We start from the raw sequence: 16,630 nt of genomic DNA, 5'->3' as shown, positions 1-16,630 counted from the left end.
TGCTAATCCTCCATAGAATATATTCCTGGTGGCATAGGCTAAGGGAGCAAGCCGCAGGAAAGAATTTGGACAAGAAAGGGAAATATATGAAATTTCGTCCACTACATGATCGTGTACTGGTTCGCCGCGTAGAGGCGGATACGAAAACCGCTGGCGGGATTATCATTCCAGATAGCGCGCAGGAAAAGCCATCCGAAGGTGAAGTTGTCGCTGCTGGCAACGGTCTGAAAGACGAAGACGGCAAGCCAATTGCTCTCGACGTTAAAAAAGGCGATCGCATCCTGTTCGGCAAATGGTCCGGCACGGAAGTCACCGTCGAAGGTGAAGACCTCATCATCATGAAAGAAAGCGATATTCTCGGTATCGTAGAATAATACCGCTTTTTGAACTCCGCCACCCGCGCTCATCCTGAGCCTTACCGGGGATGCGGAAGGATAATCAACATGCCCTGATAGGTCCGGCCATAGGCAGGACTCGCCGGGAGCACAGAAAAAGGAAAGTAGAAAATGGCTGCTAAAGACGTAAAATTTGGACGTGATGCCCGTGAACGCATTCTTAAAGGTGTGAACACGCTGGCAGACGCCGTCAAAGTGACCCTGGGCCCTAAAGGCCGCAACGTTGTTCTCGACAAATCCTTTGGCGCACCGCGCATCACCAAGGACGGTGTATCGGTTGCCAAGGAAATCGAACTGAAAGACAAGTTCGAAAATATGGGTGCACAGATGCTGCGCGAAGTTGCATCGAAAACCAACGATGTTGCTGGCGACGGCACCACCACAGCGACTGTTCTGGCTCAAGCCATCGTCAAAGAAGGCATGAAGTCCGTATCCGCCGGTATGAACCCGATGGATCTGAAACGCGGTATTGACCAGGCTGTCAAAGCGGTTGTCGAAGACCTCCAGAAAAGATCAAAGAACGTTAAAGGCAGCGACGAAATCGCTCAGGTCGGTATCATTTCTGCCAATGGCGACAAGGAAGTCGGCGAGAAAATTGCTGAAGCGATGGAAAAAGTCGGCAAAGAAGGCGTTATCACGGTTGAAGAAGCCAAAGGTCTCGACTTTGAACTCGACGTTGTTGAAGGCATGCAGTTTGACCGCGGTTACCTGTCCCCTTACTTCATCACCAACCCGGACAAGATGATTGCCGACCTCGACAATCCCTACATCCTGATCCACGAGAAAAAGCTGACCAACTTGCAGCCAATGCTCCCGATTCTGGAAGCTGTTGTGCAGGCCGGACGTCCGCTTTTGATCATTGCCGAAGATATTGAAGGCGAAGCGCTGGCTACTCTGGTGGTCAACAAACTGCGTGGCGGCCTGAAAATCGCAGCGGTGAAAGCACCTGGTTTCGGTGATCGCCGTAAAGCAATGCTCGAAGATATCGCGATCCTCACCAAAGGTGAAATGATCTCCGAAGATCTGGGCATCAAGCTCGAAAACGTAACGCTGAACATGCTCGGCGAAGCGAAAAATGTCACGATCGACAAAGACAACACCACCATTGTTGACGGTGCTGGCGATACGAAAGACATTAAAGCCCGTGTTGAAGCGATCCGTGCACAGATCGAAAACACCACATCCGACTATGACAAAGAAAAACTGCAAGAACGTCTGGCGAAACTCGCTGGCGGTGTTGCCGTAATCAAGGTTGGCGGTGCTTCGGAAGTTGAAGTGAAAGAGAAGAAAGACCGTGTTGACGATGCTCTGCATGCGACACGTGCTGCTGTTGAAGAAGGTATTCTTCCCGGCGGCGGTGCTGCGCTTCTTTATGCAACCTCTGCTCTGGAAGGCCTACAAGGCATCAACGAAGATCAGACCCGCGGTATCGACATTGTTCGTAAAGCGCTGCAGGCTCCTGTTCGTCAGATCGCTGAAAATGCCGGTTTTGACGGCGCGGTTGTTTCCGGTAAAATGCTAGATCAAAATAGCAAGGAATACGGTTTCAACGCATCAACCGATGTTTATGAAGACCTTGTTAAAGCCGGTGTGGTCGACCCGACCAAAGTTGTGCGCGCTGCATTGCAGGACGCTTCTTCGGTTGCCGGTTTGCTTATCACCACCGAAGCGGCTGTGGCAGACTCGCCATCAGACGACAAAGCCGGTGGCATGCCCGATATGGGCGGCATGGGCGGCGGCATGGGCGGCATGGGCGGAATGGGTTTCTAAACACCCCATCTGTTCAGACGTTCGGCTAACGCTGAAACAAACATCAGGGGCTGGAAGGAAACTTCCGGCCCCTTTTTTTGATTTATATAATCTCCCGTCTGCTTGGCGCTATTTTCAAACAGTCCGGATTATGTCATGTAGTTTCCATTGTAATGTATTTATAAGGATCAGACTGCATGAGCAGATTTCTCACATTCATCATGGCATCCACCGCGCTGGCAGGTTTTGCGGTAACGGCGCAGCCGGTTCAGGCACAGGACACAGCAACGGCTTCGACAACGGCGGCCGCGCAGGCACAGCAATCCGAAACCGAGCGCCTTAACGCCTGGTTCGACCAGAAATTCGAAGAGCAACTGGCCTTCAGTCCGATCAGCCAGACCTTTTTGGGGCGCAAAACGGCTTATGACCAGATTGATGATTTTTCCATCGAAGCGGAAGACCGTCAACTGGAGTGGATGAGAACTGCCACTGCCGAGATGAAGCGCGACTTTGACTATGACAAATTGACGCATGACGGCAAAATATCATGGGACATGTGGCTGTTCAATCTGGAGCGGGAAGAAGCAGGAGTGCCATTTCGCCAGAATGCCTATGTCCTGCACCAGTTTAACGGGCAGCAGTCCTTTTTCCCGACCTTCCTGATTAACCAGCACCGCGTCGAGAGCGAGGAAGACATGGTCGCTTTCATCGCGCGTCTGAAAGGCAGTGCGCGGGCGCTGGACCAGCTGCTTGTGCGGGCGCAAACCAATGCCGAGGCAGGGACCCGTCCGCCGCGCTTTTCCTATGAAGGCGTGATCGACCAATCGGAAAAAATAACCACGGGCGCCCCTTTTGATGAAGGCGAGCCGTCTGCCCTGTGGGAAGCGACAGAAAGCAAGCTGGCAGGACTTGTCAAAGCCGGAACGATTACACAGAGCCGGTCCGACGAGCTGAAAGAACAGGCGCGCGAAGCGCTTACCGGGACGTTGAAACCGGCCTATGAGCGGATCATCGCCTGGTTCAAGCAGGACATGCCCAATACAAAGGAAACGCCCTTTGGCGCGTCCGAATTGCCCAATGGAGAGGCTTATTATAATTATCGCCTGGCCAATCAGACCACCACGGACCTGACTGCCGACGAGATTCATAATATCGGCCTTTCCGAAGTCGCGCGTATCCGCGGCGAGATGGAAACGATCAAGGACAAAGCGGGATTCGAGGGCGACTTGCCAGCCTTCTTCACTTTCCTGCGCGAGGACGATCAATTTTATTTCTCCAACGATGACAAGGGCGCGCAGGATTATATCGATGCGGCCGAGAAACATCTGGCGTTCATCAATTCGCGGCTGCCGGAGTTTTTCGGAATATTGCCGAAAGCCGATCTGGAGGTGAAGCGCGTGGAGCCTTTCCGCGAGCAGGACGGCGCGGCCCAGCATTACCGCCCTGGCACGCCGGACGGAACGCGGCCCGGAACCTATTATGCGCATTTGTCCGATATGCGCTCGATGCCGATTCATACACTGGAAGTTATCGCCTATCATGAAGGCAATCCCGGCCATCACATGCAAATCTCGATTGCGAACGAGCTGACGGACGTTCCCAAATTCCGCTCGCAGGGTAGTTTTTTTGCTGCCTTCAGCGAAGGATGGGGGCTATATTCCGAGCTTCTGGCCAAGGAAATGGGCGCGTATAAGGACCATTATTCCGACTTTGGCCGGTTGACGACAGAAATGTGGAGGGCAATCCGGTTGGTCGTGGACACCGGCATGCATTCCAAAGGATGGAGCGAAGAAAAGGCAGTGGAATATTTCCTGGCCAATTCACCTATTCCGGAAACTTCCGTGCGGTCCGAAGTGCGCCGTTATCTGGTGATGCCGGGTCAGGCAACCAGCTACAAGATCGGCATGCTGAAAATTCAGGAACTGCGCGCAAAGGCTGAAAAAGCTCTCGGCGATGATTTTGATATTCGCGGTTTCCACGATACCGTTCTGGGCGACGGAGCCGTGCCGCTCCACATATTGGAGAAAAATGTCGATCGCTGGATCGCCGAAAAGCAAAAGTCGTAATGGCCCGTGGTCGCCAGCACCTTTGATCTTTTGAAAATAGGTGTCGGGCCATCCAGTTCCCACACCATGGGACCGATGCTGGCGGCGGCGACTTTTATACAGTGGTTGGCGGGTCAGGGCCTGCTGGACCAAGTGACGCGGGTGGAGACGAAATTGTTCGGCTCCCTCGCGCTCACTGGCAAAGGGCACGCGACCGACCGGGCGATCCTGCTTGGCCTGTCGGGGCAAGTGCCCCAGAATATCGAGCCGGACGCCGCTGATGCGCTGGTCGAGCGGATCAGAAGCGAAGAACATATCCTGCTTGGCGGGGAGCATGACATTGCTTTTGATGAAGAAGCCGACGTAATTTTCGATCAGCACAAACGGCTCGATTTCCACTCCAATGCCATGCGTTTTGCCGCGTTCAAGGGTGAGGACGAGCTGGCAAACCGCGCTTATTATTCGGTGGGCGGCGGAGCGATACTGGATGAGGACCAGATCGGCGCCAATAATCCGGAAAGCGGCCTTTGGGACGTTCCCCATCCCTTTCGCTCCGGCGCTGACCTGCTCGCCATAGCGCAAGAGAAAAAACTCTCGATCGCAGAGATCATGCGTAATAACGAACGCGCGGCAAGAAAAGATGACGAGATTAGCGCGGGCATCCGGGAAATTGCCGATGCGATGTCGGCCTGCATCGATCGCGGTATCCAGTCGGGCGGGATATTGCCGGGCGGATTGCGCGTGAAACGCCGTGCGCCGCTTATCCATGCGCGCCTGATGGAACGGCAGGAACGCGCGCTGTCCGATCCGCTGACCGTGCTCGATTGGGTGAACCTGTGGGCGCTGGCAGTGAACGAGGAAAATGCGGCGGGCGGCAAGGTGGTCACGGCCCCCACCAATGGCGCGGCCGGGATTGTCCCCTCTGTCCTGCGATTTTATGAGCGCTTCTCGCCCAAGGCCGATGAAGCAGGAGTTGAAACATTCCTGTTAACCGCAGCGGCCATCGGATCGCTGTTCAAGGAAAATGCTTCCATATCCGGTGCGGAAGTGGGCTGTCAGGGGGAAGTCGGCGTGGCCTGCTCCATGGCGGCGGGCGGGTTAACGGCGGCCTGGGGCGGCACCGCTTTGCAGGTCGAGAATGCGGCTGAAATTGGCATGGAGCATAATCTGGGCCTGACCTGTGATCCGGTTGCGGGGCTGGTGCAAGTGCCATGTATCGAGCGCAATGCCGTTGGTGCGGTCAAGGCGATCGAGGCGGCCCGGCTGGCGATCATGGGCGATGGCACGCACCGGGTCAGCCTTGATGAAGTGATCGAAACCATGCGAAAAACCGGCATGGATATGAGCGAGCGTTACAAGGAAACATCAAAGGGCGGTTTGGCGGTCAATCTGGTGGAGTGCTGATTTAAAAAATGAACCAATAAACAGGCAATAATCGGGGGAGGGGATCATAGATGAAAAAGTTGGGAACAGGTCTATTGGTCCTGGCGCTGCTGATCGTTGCAGCGGGGGTTATTTTTAGCGAGCAGATAGGAAAGCGTCTGTTTATCAGCGCCGTCGATATAGTTGCAACAAGTGATGTTATTGGCGATCTTCCTGGCGGAATGCACGTCGTTCTATGCGGAACCGGATCTCCGCTGCCTGACCCGAAACGGGCCGGGCCATGCTCTGCGGTCATTGTTGATGGCAAGATGTTTATCGTTGATATTGGCGGCGGAGCTGTGCGGAAGCTTGGCCTGATGGGCCTCGACATCGGCGCGAGTGAAGCCTTGTTGCTGACGCATTTTCACAGCGACCATATTGACGGCATGGGCGAACTCATGCTCCAGCGATGGGCCGGTGGTGGCCGGACAGAGCCTTTGCCCGTGATAGCACCAGAGGGCGCCGAGGCGGTCGTGGAAGGGCTTAACACTGCTTATGCCACCGATGTCGGTTACCGTGTCGCGCATCACGGGGAAAAGACCATGCCGCCATCGGGGGCAGGGGGTATTGCCCGGCCTTTTGTGATGCCGGAAAAGGGAACGGGACTGGTCGTCTATGACCGTGAGGGCATCAAGATCACAGCCTTTGCCGTCGAGCACGAGCCGGTTAGCGCGGCAGTCGGCTACCGGTTTGACTATAAGGGCCGCTCCGTCGTGTTCAGCGGGGACACATCCAAAACAGCCGTCTTGGAAAAGGCGTGCAATGGCTGCGACATATTGGTGCATGAAGTGCTGAACACAGAAATGGTCGGCATCATCCAAGCCGCCATGAAGAAGGCAGGACGAACGGGGCCGGAAAAAATCATGGCGGATATTCCGGACTATCACGCATCACCAGTACAAGCGGCCGAGACAGCACAGGCAGGCAAGGCAAAGATGCTGGTTTTTACCCACATCATTCCTGCGGTTCCGGTGGGTTATCTGAAATCCTATTATCTGAAAGATGTCGATGCCGTTTTTGACGGCAAGGTTGTGCTGGGCGAAGATGGTATGCTGTTCACCCTCCCCGCCAATAAGGATAGTATCGAACAGGACCAACTGCTCTAAATTGTTCGCCCAGTATATAAGGGACAGAAACAATGACCGAGAACCGCTATTGGCGATTGAACAAACGGCCAGAGGGTGATGATTTTTCCAGCGCGCTTTCACTGGAAATGGAGGCCATGCCGGACATTGCCGATGGCGAGGTGTTGGTGCGCTGTGCCTATCTGTCGATGGATGCAGGCACGCGCATGTGGATGACAGAGCGTGAAGACGGCTATCAACCGCCGCTGGAACTAGGCACGAAAATGGTCGGTTTGGTTTTGGGACATGTGACCCGCTCCCGGCATCCCGGCTTTGCCGAGGGCGATCTTGTGCGCGGATTTGGCCAATGGGCCGAATATGCCGTGATGGAGCCGGAACTTTCCGGACTGGTCAAGGTTGATGCCAGCATCAATGATATCAAACAGCATTTCGGTGTGCTGGGATATAACGGCTGGACAGCGCTCTGGGGCTTGCAGGAAACCGCAGGGGTAAAGGCCGGGGACAATGTTCTTGTCTCTGCGGCGGCAGGGGCAACAGGCGTGCTGGCCTGCCAGATCGCCCGGATTTTGGGGGCGAATGTCTATGGCCTGGCAGGAGGACCGGAAAAGTGCCGGTGGCTGGAAGAGGAACTCGGCATAACCAGGGCGATTGACTATAAAAATGATGATATTGCGGCGCAGCTTGCGAAGGTTGACGGCGGGATCAATGTCTATTTCGACAATGTCGGCGGCCCCATTCTGGATGCGGTCTTGCCCAATATGGCCCATTATGGGCGAGTGGCCTTATGCGGCTTGCTTGCACAATATAAAGGCGACGGCCGCGGGCAGGGGCCGGTCAATTTTGACCAGATATTGATGCGGCGTCTGCGCATTGAAGGTTTTTTCTCTCCCGATTTCATGGATCAGGGGGAGCGGCTGACTGCCCAGTTGAAAGACTGGCTGGATCAGGGCCTGATCGACACACCCTTTGACGTGACAGACGGGATTGAAAATGTGCTGAGCGCTTATGACAAGCTGTTCAGCGGCGGCAATATCGGCAAGGTTCTGGTCAGGATTTAGCTTTGCGAAACCGCAGGCCCCAGATCGCAAGAATCATGACCATGCTGACAAATATTAGCGACATTGCAACAATGGCATCCCATCCGCCCCAGGCATAAGCGGCAGTGCCAATCCAGCTTGAAAGCCCGCCACCGGTGAACATGATGACGATATAGATGGTCATTAAACGGGTGCGGATTTCGGGTGCCCGGCTGAACAGGATGGTCCGGTTGGCAACATCCATGGACGCTCCGCCAAAATTGCTGAACATGATTGGCAGCACCAGCATCCACAGGCTTTCACCAGCGAAGATCAGCAAAATTGCGCCAATAACCTGTGCAATGGCAAACAGGATGCGCGCATTTTCCGGGCCGATCCGATCCGCCAATCGGCCAGACCAAGGCGCAGCAAGAACATTGACCGCGGCCAGCAGTGCAAGATAGCCAACCACATCGACGCCATAACCCATTTGCGGGCTGGTAATATGCAGCCCGATGCCCAGCCATAAGGCGAGAAAGAGGCCAAATGACAAAGCTTGCAACATCCCTGCAAGCAGCAGGTCCGGCATGGTCTTGATAATCGGCCAGAGCGAAGCGATCAGCGCGCCATAGCTTTCCTGCGGCTCGTTATCGTCGCGGAAACTTTCATCTTTCTCCATGATGAGCGGCAAAATGAACAGCAAGAGCAGGGTGAGCGCTGCGCCCACCCAATAAGCCGACCGCCAGCCAAAATAATGGCCCAGCACACCGGCGCCCGCCCGGCTACCAAGCAAACCGACGGTGATGCCCGCTGTCATTATACCGGTGACATGACCAATCCGGTCAGGGCGGACGCGCTTGGTCACATAGGCGGGTAGCAAATACGGGGTAATGGTCGCAAAGCCGAGCAGCGAGGATGCGGCAACGAAAAGCCGGAAATCCTGAGCCAGCGCCATGACCATCAGCGCGGCCAACTGGCCCACGGCAAAGGCGATAACCAGCTTGCGGTTATTGATCCGGTCGCCCAGCGGCAAGAGCAATAATATGCCAAGAGCCAACGCGACCTGATTGAGCGCGGGGACCAGGCCGAGCAGCGATCCGCCAACCCCGAAATCGGCCCCGACCGGGGCGATGAGCGGGTGAATATAATAGCCATTGGCCACCGCCACCGCACAGGCCATGGCCAGAAGAAACAGTTTTGCTTCGCTAATCCGGCGCGGTGTGGATTTGGTGTAGGATTGGGCGGCTTCGGTCAGTTGCTCGGCTTTCTCATCAGATCAGAACAGCTTGCCAGACGGTAGCGCCATAAGCCTCTGTCTGTTTAGCTAGTACCAAGCCCTTTCACCAGTATATTGCACGCACCTTTACAGGGGCAGGGCAGAGAGCACAGCCTACCGGTCGTCCAGACGGACGATCAACTTATAAATTTTTCGAAGTAAATACGCGTAAACGGGCCGGTTCTATTTCCGGCCTAAACCTATTTCGGTTGCCAAGCCGCTGCGCACTTTTGAATAGTTTGAAGACACCATGGGATAATCTGCGGGAAGGCCCCATTTCGCACGATATTCTTCGGGCGTCATATTATAGCTTGTCATCAGGTGACGCTTCAGCATTTTGAATTTCTTACCATCTTCCAGGCAGACAATATAATCCGGCTGGATTGAATCCTTGATGGGGACTGCGGGTTTCTGTTGGGTCTTTGTGGGGGTGGTTCCGCCGGCAAGTTCCGCCATTGCGCCATGTACATTGTTGATGAGTAACGGCAGGTCTGACACAGCAACACTATTATTGTTCAGGTGCGCCACAACGATTTGTGACGTCAAAGCAATCAGTGTTTCATTCATTCTGTTGTCAATTTCTGTCATTTTATTCCCGTGATTTCATCAATGTTTGAAATTACACCCAATCTGGTTGTAAAAATCTGATGTGCGTAATATTCGCATAAATCAAGCCTTTATCTAACAGATAATTGGCTAACTGTTGGCCTTGGGCAAGTGTTATATTCTTTTTTCCGGCCATATCCAAAAATCAGGCGGCCAGATAAGCCGCCCGATTTGGCTTTCGAAATGATTGGGGCCTGATATTCAAATATAAGCCGCCGTTGTTTTCTCTGCGACTTCCTCTGCAGTGACGCCGGGGGCCAGTTCTACCAATTTGAACGGGCTGTCATGATCGTCGCGCCGGAACACGCACAGGTCGGTAATGATCATATCCACGACATTGGCCCCGGTTAGCGGCAATGTGCATTCCGGAATGAATTTGGGGCTGCCGTCCTTGGCACAGTGATCCATCACGACGATGATTTTCTTGACGCCCGCAACCAGATCCATCGCGCCGCCCATGCCCTTGATCATCTTGCCGGGCACCATCCAGTTGGCAAGGTCGCCATTTTCCGCGACTTCCATGCCGCCTAGCACGGCAAGGTCTATATGACCGCCGCGGATCATCGCAAAGCTCTGGTCCGACCCGAAATAGGCGGTCTGCGGCAGTTCGCTGATCGTCTGTTTGCCGGCATTGATAAGATCGGGGTCCTCCTCGCCCTCATAGGGGAAAGGACCGATGCCAAGCATGCCGTTTTCGGATTGCAGTGTAACCGTCACACCGTCCGGAACATGGTTGGCGACCAGTGTCGGGATACCGATGCCAAGGTTGACGTAAAAGCCGTCTTCCAACTCTTGTGCCGCGCGCGCGGCCATCTGGTCGCGGGTCCACCCTTTTGCAGCATCAGCCATCATGCTGTCTCCCGCTTGCGTGTTGTTCTGAATTCAATTTTCTTGTCATAGGGGCTGCCGTCGATCAGCCGTTTTACATAAATGCCGGGCAGGTGGATATGATCCGGATCCAGCTCTCCGACTTCGACAATCTCTTCCACTTCGGCAACACAGATTTTTCCGGCCGTTGCCATCGGCGCATTGAAATTGCGAGCGGTCTTGCGGAAAATGAGGTTGCCGGATGTATCGGCTTTCCATCCCTTGATAAGGCAAAGGTCCGCGTAAATGCCGCGTTCCATGATATAGGTTTGCCCGTCGAAATCCTTGTGTTCCTTGCCCTCGGCAACCTGTGTGCCGACCCCTGTCTTGGTATAGAAGCCCGGTATCCCGGCACCGCCAGCGCGGCAGCGTTCGGCCAATGTGCCCTGGGGGCAGAATTCTACTTCCAGTTCGCCGGACAGATATTGACGTTCAAATTCCTTATTCTCGCCGACATAGGATGAAATCATCTTTTTCACCTGCCGCGAGCGCAGCAATTTACCCAAGCCTTCGCCATCAACGCCAGCATTATTGGAAGCGATCGTAAGGTCCTTGACGCCGTTTTCGAGTACGCCGTCGATCAGCCGTTCAGGAATACCGCATAAACCAAATCCACCGACACACAGATGCATGCCATCGAATAATAATCCTTCCAGTGCAGCACTAGCGTCAGGGTAAATTTTCTTCATATTCTGCCTTTCGCGATCTTTGTAGCTGTCATTAGCGCAAGTTTTTCAGAGTGGCCAGATTAGAATATATTTGGTCATATTTATCGGCTATGCCGTCTGCCGTGAACCGGATTATCGCCTGCATCTTGTTAATATTCTTCCTTGTTCCAGTGACTTATGTTCGCGGGCCAGCACCGGATAAGAATGATAGCCAAAACATCCGGTTAGAATCCGTGCATTTAAATTCCAAGTTCCCTGTGCGGACATTGGCGGGTCGTCTTGAATTTATACGCGGGTGGAAACTGGACAGCGATAATAGTGATTTTGGCGGTATCTCTTCGATGCTTGCCTTGCCTGATAACCGCTTTGTCATGTTGAGCGATTCCGGTGTCCTGATCGGCTTTACGCTGATGGAGCAGGACGGAAAAGCGGTGCGGCCGTATATTGCACCTTTGCCTGACGGGCCAGCGCCTGCAAACCGGTTCGCGCGGCAGAATTGGGATGCGGAATCCATGGTCCATGATCCTGAAACGGGTCAATATTGGGTGGGATATGAACATTCGCATAGCATCTGGCGTTACGGTCCGGCTTTTGCGCGCAAAGAGGCCGACCATAAGGTCGCAATGATGCAGAAATGGCCTTCAAATGGCGGTGCGGAAGCGATGCTGCGCCTGGCGGGGCGGGGACAAGGCGGGGACCGCTTTCTGATTTTCTCTGAATCAGCACACTATGGCAAGGCCAGGGGCGTTTATCAGGCGCTGATCTTTGATGGCGATCCAGCGGCCGAGGGCATGGAACCCAAACTGTTCGGTTATCGTCCCCCAAAAGGGTATCTCATCACCGATGCGGCATTGTTGCCCGATGGCCGGGCTTTGTTGCTGCATCGCCGTTTTACGCCGCTGGAAGGGGTGTCCGCGATTGTCTCGATAGGTGATCTATCGCAGATTGAGCCGGGTGAAATCTGGAGCGGGGAGCCTATTGCTTCGCTGAAGCCGCCTATGACGTTGGATAATATGGAGGCGCTTGCGGTAACGAGGGAAGGGGATGATACGATCATCTGGATCGCGTCGGATGACAACTTCAATGTGGTTCAGCAATCGCTGTTGATGAAGTTCCGTTTACTGCCGGACGAGGCGGATAGGAGCGCGAGTAAAGCCCCAAAAGCGAAAGCCGAGGCATGCCCCGGCTTTTCTTCGATTCCTGACTAAAAATACTGTAAAAACAGTAGCTTAAGCAGCGGCCTGCTTTTTAGCGATTTCTTTTTTGAGGCGGCGAACGCGCAGGCTCAATTTTTCGTCAGAGGTTTTCAGCAGCCAGTTATCCAGCCCGCCTACGTGCTCAACCGAACGCAGGCCATGGGTCGATACCCGCAGCTTCACGCCTTTGCCGAGCGCGTCGGACAACAGGGTCACATTTTGCAGGTTCGGCAAAAATGTTTTCTTGGTACGGTTTTTGGCGTGCGATACGTTATTACCTACCAGCCGAGTTTTACCTGTCAGTTCGCAAATCCGCGACATCGTTCTTGTCCAATTTTTTATTAAAGAGTGATTCCCATGGGAAAGACAGCGCAATTAGCGGTAATTAGCCTGCCCGTCAAGCACCGCTCGCCCGGAAATTGCCTTTGCCCCGTGAAACGTCTGGTCCCGCCCGCCAAATCCCACTAAAGCCGGTCCCCATGGTGATGGATCAGACCCGGACATATATGCAGCGCGCCCTTGCATTGGCGCGGGAAGCGGCTGCGGCGGGCGAAGTGCCGGTCGGTGCGGTCATTGTGCATAAAGGCGAGATTATTGCCGAGGGGCATAACCGGCCACGCGGGACGAGCGACCCCACGGCCCATGCCGAAATTGTCGCGTTGCGCGCGGCGGCGCAAAAGCTGGGCACGGACAGGTTAACCGACTGTGACCTTTGGGTGACGCTGGAGCCATGCACCATGTGTGCGGGCGCGATAGCCCATGCGCGGATCCGGCGGCTTTATTACGGTGCGGCTGACCCGAAAGGCGGCGCGGTGGAAAGCGGAGTCAAATTTTTCTCCGCCGCCACCTGCCACCATATACCGGAAATCTATTCAGGCTTTAACGAGGCCGAATCCGCCGCGCTGTTGAAAGATTTTTTCCAAAACCGCCGGGACTAGACTGGCCCTAATGGACGAAGCGCGCAACCACATCGCGGTAACTGCGGCTTACCTTGACCTGCGCTCCTGATGCGAGGACCAGAAAACATTCGCCATTGGTATGCGGCTTGACTTCGCGGACCTGACCCAGATTCACGATGGTCGAACGGTGGACGCGCTGAAAATTGCGGGGGTCCAGACGCTTTTCAAGGTCTTTCATCGTTTCGCGCAGGATCAGCGAGTTATCGGCGGTATAGATGCACATATAATCGCCCGCCGCATCAATGCGTTCAATCGTATCGACATCAACGCGGAAAATCTGGCCGCGATCCTTTACGTTGATCAGCTTTTCATAGCGGCTGGCCGCAGCCGGTTCTTCGGCATTTTCCAGATCGGCCATCGCGCCGGGTGCCACTTCGCTGAGGACATGTTTCAGCTTTTCAATTTCTTCGGCTCCGCGTTTCTCGCTAAGACGCACGCGAACACGCTCCAGTGCGTCGGCCAGCCGGTCCGGTTCAACAGGCTTGACCAGATAGTCAATCGCCTCTGCTTCAAACGCGCGCACCGCATGGTCGGCATAAGCGGTGACGAAAATGAATAATGGCGGTTCGATTTCTATGATTCCCTGAACCACGGAAAAACCGTCAAAGCCCGGCATCTGGATATCAAGAAATACCAGATCGGGTTTCAGTGTCTTGATTTTGCGAATCGCCTCGCGGCCATTGCTGCAAGTATCGATAACTTCGATATCCTCGAATTCTGCCAGACGGATCTGAAGCCCCTGCGTGGCAAGTTTTTCGTCGTCGACCAATATCGTTTTTATCGTCATGTATATATGTCCTTTTGGTGCGATAATGCCATTGCAGGGTTTGTGACGTGTTTCCCTCTGGCATTATCGGATGCATGCTCCCCAAATATGGCTTCGTTTCTGATCTGCTCCACTGTCGCGTTGTCTTCTGCTGCTTCCTTGTCAATTTGCTGTCTGGTTTCAAACGGCAGTGTGATGATTACAGAAAAGCCGCCCCCTGCTGATGATTTTGTTTCAAACGAATGCGCTTCTCCATAAGCTTGGTTTAATCGCTCCTGAATATTTCCCAATCCGACCCCGGTGGAATCAGAAGTTTTTTCCAGCGGCCCCGTTTGCCCCGGCCCGGTGTCGGATACTTTTATCTGGACCCGGTCATTCTTCATCCGGGCGGACACGGAAATATCCGCGCCTTCCTCCATCGGGGTCACGGCATATTTGATCGCATTTTCGACCAAGGGCTGTAATAACAGGGAGGGCAACAGGGCATTGCAAACCGCAGGATCAATATCAAAACTGGGTCGCAGCCGTTCTTCAAAGCGCATTTTTTCAATGTCGAGATACAGATGCAGTGTTTCCACCTCTTGCGCCAAAGTCACCCGGCTATGAACCTCGTTGACCAAAGTATGGCGCAGGAAAGAGGACAGGCGCGACAGCATGGCATTGGCCGGTTCGGTCTGTTTCAGCAGCACCAGTGTCGAAATACTGTTCAGCGTGTTGAACAGAAAATGCGGGTTAAGCTGGTAACGCAGCATCGCAAGCTGCGCGCGGGTCGCCTGTGTTTCCAGCCTCAATAGCTGGTCATTCTGTTCCTCCACCCGCAAAAAGAAGTTGATAGCAAAATAGAGCGCGGACCACGCGCCAAGCAACGTGAAGTTAAGAAAGACATAGCCGGTGAACAGGGACAGAAACCCGGTTTCGGTTGCCGGGTTCTGGATGACAAATACCCAAGCATCGATAAACGCATATAATGCTGTCGCGATCATCAGGCTGATGGTCGTGGTCACCCATGTTATAACCGGCTTTTGATGGATAAGCTGTTTATAGATGACCGATAGTAAAAGCGTAATCGAATAGCCGGTAATCGTCGAAATAATGATCGGCAATAGAAAGCCGAGCGGTTGCCCGTTCGCCAAGCCGGAAATCCCGCGCAGCGCAAGCACACCGGCCCAGCCCGCCGATTGCAAATTCCAGAACGCACGGTTCTTGTTGCCGAAAAAAGGTTGGGGTCGGATATCCATGACTGGCATAGGCCTATCTATAGCGCGCCATTGCCGTTTGGGAAAGAATCGCATAACATCGGTCCAGAAATACGCACATCTAAATAGTGCGGCTAAGGAGAGAGATATGGGCGGTCCCAACGAATTGCGAGCTAAATTTTCGTCTATGGAAGAAGGCACAGGCGAGGATTGGCAGATTATCAGCGGTCATTACATGCCTTTTGCCAGCAAGGTTGCCGACCGTGTGCTGGACCATTTGCGCTTGCTGGACGGTGATTATGGCGGTTTTCCGGTTGATAGGCTGGAACATAGTCTGCAAACCGCCACAAGAGCACATCGTGACGGGCGCGAGGATGATTATGTCGTCATGGCCTTGCTGCACGATATTGGCGATACATTATGTACGTATAACCACCCTGATATTGCCGCGGCGATCCTGCGGCCCTTTGTCAGTGAAAAACTGCACTGGATCACCGAGAAACACGGCATATTCCAGGGCTATTATTTCTTTCACCATATCGGGCAGGACCGCGACATGCGGGAAAGTTTTCGCGGCCATGAATATTTCGAGGATTGCGCCGAATTTTGCGAAAAATATGACCAGAGCGCCTTTGATGCCAATTATGACAGCGCTCCGCTGGAGTTTTTCGAACCGATGGTAAGGCGCGTTCTGGCCCGGCCGGTAAACAGCGTATATGTAACGGAATAACCCATCCCGCTTCCCCTCAAAAAAGGGGAGTGGGGGACTTTCAGTTAAAGCGGGTCGCCGCCCAGTTCTTTTAGCGGGCGGACCACCATATCGCCGCGATCGTCGGAACCGCCTTGTTTGCCCGATGCGTGGTTTCTCAGCTCCTCCTCGTCAATCCAGCAGAGGTCGTCCAAGCCCAAAATTCTGTCGTCATTGGCGCGGATGGATATCCGGCCGATAGGTTGGCGGTTTCGGGCGTCGGCCAATATCGGGTTTGACGGCACGCCGGTTTCCCATTTTTCACCCCATTGACGAATGGCGACAATCGCCGGCAACAAGTCTGCGCCTTTCTCGGTAAGGCGATATTCGACCTTGCGCCGATCATGGTCGCACGGGCGACGGGACAGGATACCGGCCTCGACCAGCCGGGTAAGGCGGTTGGCCAGAATGTTCCGGGCAATGCCGATTTCCGAGAGAAAATCCTCAAAATGGCGGATCCCGTTAAAGGATGCACGCAAGATCATGAAGCACCAGCGTTCCCCGATTACCTCAAGAGAAATAGGCAAAGAGCAGCCGGAACTGAGCGCAGAGAGATTTTCTATCAGTTTTTCCATTTCCACTATCTAGACCAGATTTGAGTAATCCCAAAAAAAAATATAAGTTTCAGGTTGCAAC

The 16,630-nt window shown here is 54.0% G+C and carries 17 protein-coding genes; 9 read left to right on the top strand and 8 right to left on the bottom strand.

Annotated features, from left to right (window positions below):
* Window positions 1-86: 86 nt before the first annotated feature.
* The 6 genes from VIN76_RS06300 to VIN76_RS06275 all read left to right on the top strand — a co-directional run bounded on the left by VIN76_RS06300 (window position 87) and on the right by VIN76_RS06275 (window position 7,754).
* Window positions 87-374 carry a co-chaperone GroES gene (locus tag VIN76_RS06300; protein WP_332040981.1) on the top strand — a complete coding sequence of 96 codons (288 nt, stop codon included), beginning with the start codon at window positions 87-89 and terminating at the stop codon, window positions 372-374.
* A gap of 132 nt (window positions 375-506) precedes the next feature.
* Entirely contained in the window at window positions 507-2,165 is a 1,659-nt protein-coding gene (gene groL, locus VIN76_RS06295; protein ID WP_332040980.1) for a chaperonin GroEL, read from the top strand.
* Window positions 2,166-2,341: 176 nt separating this feature from the next.
* A complete protein-coding gene (locus tag VIN76_RS06290; RefSeq protein WP_332040979.1) occupies window positions 2,342-4,210 on the top strand; it encodes a DUF885 domain-containing protein in 1,869 nt (622 codons plus the stop codon).
* Window positions 4,211-4,216: 6 nt separating this feature from the next.
* On the top strand, window positions 4,217-5,593 hold the full coding sequence (locus tag VIN76_RS06285; RefSeq protein WP_332040978.1) for an L-serine ammonia-lyase: 1,377 nt from the start codon (window positions 4,217-4,219) through the stop codon (window positions 5,591-5,593).
* 50 nt (window positions 5,594-5,643) lie between these two features.
* Window positions 5,644-6,717: an MBL fold metallo-hydrolase gene (locus tag VIN76_RS06280; protein WP_332040977.1), complete on the top strand. Its 1,074-nt coding sequence runs from the start codon at window positions 5,644-5,646 to the stop codon at window positions 6,715-6,717.
* Window positions 6,718-6,749: 32 nt separating this feature from the next.
* Window positions 6,750-7,754 carry an NADP-dependent oxidoreductase gene (locus tag VIN76_RS06275; RefSeq protein WP_332040976.1) on the top strand — a complete coding sequence of 335 codons (1,005 nt, stop codon included), beginning with the start codon at window positions 6,750-6,752 and terminating at the stop codon, window positions 7,752-7,754.
* Here VIN76_RS06275 and VIN76_RS06270 read toward each other — a convergent pair.
* The 4 genes from VIN76_RS06270 to VIN76_RS06255 all read right to left on the bottom strand — a co-directional run bounded on the left by VIN76_RS06270 (window position 7,744) and on the right by VIN76_RS06255 (window position 11,150).
* A complete protein-coding gene (locus VIN76_RS06270; protein WP_332040975.1) occupies window positions 7,744-8,880 on the bottom strand; it encodes an MFS transporter in 1,137 nt (378 codons plus the stop codon). The genes VIN76_RS06275 and VIN76_RS06270 overlap by 11 nt on opposite strands.
* A 291-nt stretch (window positions 8,881-9,171) precedes the next feature.
* Window positions 9,172-9,576, bottom strand: coding sequence for a MucR family transcriptional regulator (locus VIN76_RS06265; RefSeq protein WP_332040974.1), 405 nt, complete (start codon window positions 9,574-9,576; stop codon window positions 9,172-9,174).
* A gap of 219 nt (window positions 9,577-9,795) precedes the next feature.
* Window positions 9,796-10,446, bottom strand: a complete 651-nt coding sequence (locus VIN76_RS06260) for a CoA transferase subunit B (RefSeq protein WP_332040973.1) — start codon at window positions 10,444-10,446, stop codon at window positions 9,796-9,798.
* Window positions 10,443-11,150, bottom strand: coding sequence for a CoA transferase subunit A (locus VIN76_RS06255; protein WP_332040972.1), 708 nt, complete (start codon window positions 11,148-11,150; stop codon window positions 10,443-10,445). The genes VIN76_RS06260 and VIN76_RS06255 overlap by 4 nt, the downstream gene beginning before the upstream one ends.
* A 245-nt stretch (window positions 11,151-11,395) precedes the next feature.
* Between VIN76_RS06255 and VIN76_RS06250 the strand changes: the two genes are divergently transcribed.
* On the top strand, window positions 11,396-12,337 hold the full coding sequence (locus VIN76_RS06250; RefSeq protein ID WP_332040971.1) for an esterase-like activity of phytase family protein: 942 nt from the start codon (window positions 11,396-11,398) through the stop codon (window positions 12,335-12,337).
* A gap of 21 nt (window positions 12,338-12,358) precedes the next feature.
* Here the strand turns inward: VIN76_RS06250 and rpmB are convergent, their stop codons facing one another.
* Window positions 12,359-12,646: a 50S ribosomal protein L28 gene (rpmB, locus tag VIN76_RS06245; protein ID WP_332040970.1), complete on the bottom strand. Its 288-nt coding sequence runs from the start codon at window positions 12,644-12,646 to the stop codon at window positions 12,359-12,361.
* Between the two features lie 158 nt (window positions 12,647-12,804).
* Here rpmB and tadA point away from each other — a divergent pair, with 158 nt between their 5' ends.
* Window positions 12,805-13,263, top strand: a complete 459-nt coding sequence (tadA, locus tag VIN76_RS06240) for a tRNA adenosine(34) deaminase TadA (RefSeq protein ID WP_332040969.1) — start codon at window positions 12,805-12,807, stop codon at window positions 13,261-13,263.
* 7 nt (window positions 13,264-13,270) lie between these two features.
* Here the strand turns inward: tadA and VIN76_RS06235 are convergent, their stop codons facing one another.
* Window positions 13,271-14,071 (bottom strand): LytTR family DNA-binding domain-containing protein, encoded by an 801-nt coding sequence (locus tag VIN76_RS06235; RefSeq protein ID WP_332040968.1) that lies wholly within the window; start codon window positions 14,069-14,071, stop codon window positions 13,271-13,273.
* Entirely contained in the window at window positions 14,068-15,297 is a 1,230-nt protein-coding gene (locus VIN76_RS06230) for a sensor histidine kinase (protein WP_332040967.1), read from the bottom strand. The genes VIN76_RS06235 and VIN76_RS06230 overlap by 4 nt, the downstream gene beginning before the upstream one ends.
* Window positions 15,298-15,394: 97 nt before the next feature.
* Between VIN76_RS06230 and VIN76_RS06225 the strand changes: the two genes are divergently transcribed.
* Window positions 15,395-15,976, top strand: a complete 582-nt coding sequence (locus tag VIN76_RS06225) for an HD domain-containing protein (protein ID WP_332040966.1) — start codon at window positions 15,395-15,397, stop codon at window positions 15,974-15,976.
* A gap of 44 nt (window positions 15,977-16,020) precedes the next feature.
* Here VIN76_RS06225 and VIN76_RS06220 read toward each other — a convergent pair whose 3' ends face one another.
* Window positions 16,021-16,569 (bottom strand): helix-turn-helix domain-containing protein, encoded by a 549-nt coding sequence (locus VIN76_RS06220; protein WP_332040965.1) that lies wholly within the window; start codon window positions 16,567-16,569, stop codon window positions 16,021-16,023.
* Between the last annotated feature and the right edge of the window lie 61 nt (window positions 16,570-16,630).

The organism is Parasphingorhabdus sp. (genome assembly GCF_036568145.1).
Classification (GTDB): Bacteria; Pseudomonadota; Alphaproteobacteria; order Sphingomonadales; family Sphingomonadaceae; genus Parasphingorhabdus.
The sequence above is the reverse complement of the archived record's forward strand: the minus strand, read 5'-3'. Positions and strand labels throughout refer to the sequence as shown.

Excerpts from the sequence above, each read along its gene's own strand:
- VIN76_RS06300 (WP_332040981.1), top strand. The coding sequence starts at position 87 with ATGAAATTTCGTCCACTACATGATCGTGTACTGGTTCGCCGCGTAGAG.
- groL (WP_332040980.1), top strand. The coding sequence starts at position 507 with ATGGCTGCTAAAGACGTAAAATTTGGACGTGATGCCCGTGAACGCATT.
- VIN76_RS06290 (WP_332040979.1), top strand. The coding sequence starts at position 2,342 with ATGAGCAGATTTCTCACATTCATCATGGCATCCACCGCGCTGGCAGGT.
- VIN76_RS06280 (WP_332040977.1), top strand. The coding sequence starts at position 5,644 with ATGAAAAAGTTGGGAACAGGTCTATTGGTCCTGGCGCTGCTGATCGTT.
- VIN76_RS06275 (WP_332040976.1), top strand. The coding sequence starts at position 6,750 with ATGACCGAGAACCGCTATTGGCGATTGAACAAACGGCCAGAGGGTGAT.
- VIN76_RS06265 (WP_332040974.1), bottom strand. The coding sequence starts at position 9,576 with ATGACAGAAATTGACAACAGAATGAATGAAACACTGATTGCTTTGACG.
- VIN76_RS06260 (WP_332040973.1), bottom strand. The coding sequence starts at position 10,446 with ATGATGGCTGATGCTGCAAAAGGGTGGACCCGCGACCAGATGGCCGCG.
- VIN76_RS06255 (WP_332040972.1), bottom strand. The coding sequence starts at position 11,150 with ATGAAGAAAATTTACCCTGACGCTAGTGCTGCACTGGAAGGATTATTA.
- rpmB (WP_332040970.1), bottom strand. The coding sequence starts at position 12,646 with ATGTCGCGGATTTGCGAACTGACAGGTAAAACTCGGCTGGTAGGTAAT.
- tadA (WP_332040969.1), top strand. The coding sequence starts at position 12,805 with ATGGTGATGGATCAGACCCGGACATATATGCAGCGCGCCCTTGCATTG.
- VIN76_RS06235 (WP_332040968.1), bottom strand. The coding sequence starts at position 14,071 with ATGACGATAAAAACGATATTGGTCGACGACGAAAAACTTGCCACGCAG.
- VIN76_RS06230 (WP_332040967.1), bottom strand. The coding sequence starts at position 15,297 with ATGCCAGTCATGGATATCCGACCCCAACCTTTTTTCGGCAACAAGAAC.
- VIN76_RS06225 (WP_332040966.1), top strand. The coding sequence starts at position 15,395 with ATGGGCGGTCCCAACGAATTGCGAGCTAAATTTTCGTCTATGGAAGAA.
- VIN76_RS06220 (WP_332040965.1), bottom strand. The coding sequence starts at position 16,569 with ATGGAAAAACTGATAGAAAATCTCTCTGCGCTCAGTTCCGGCTGCTCT.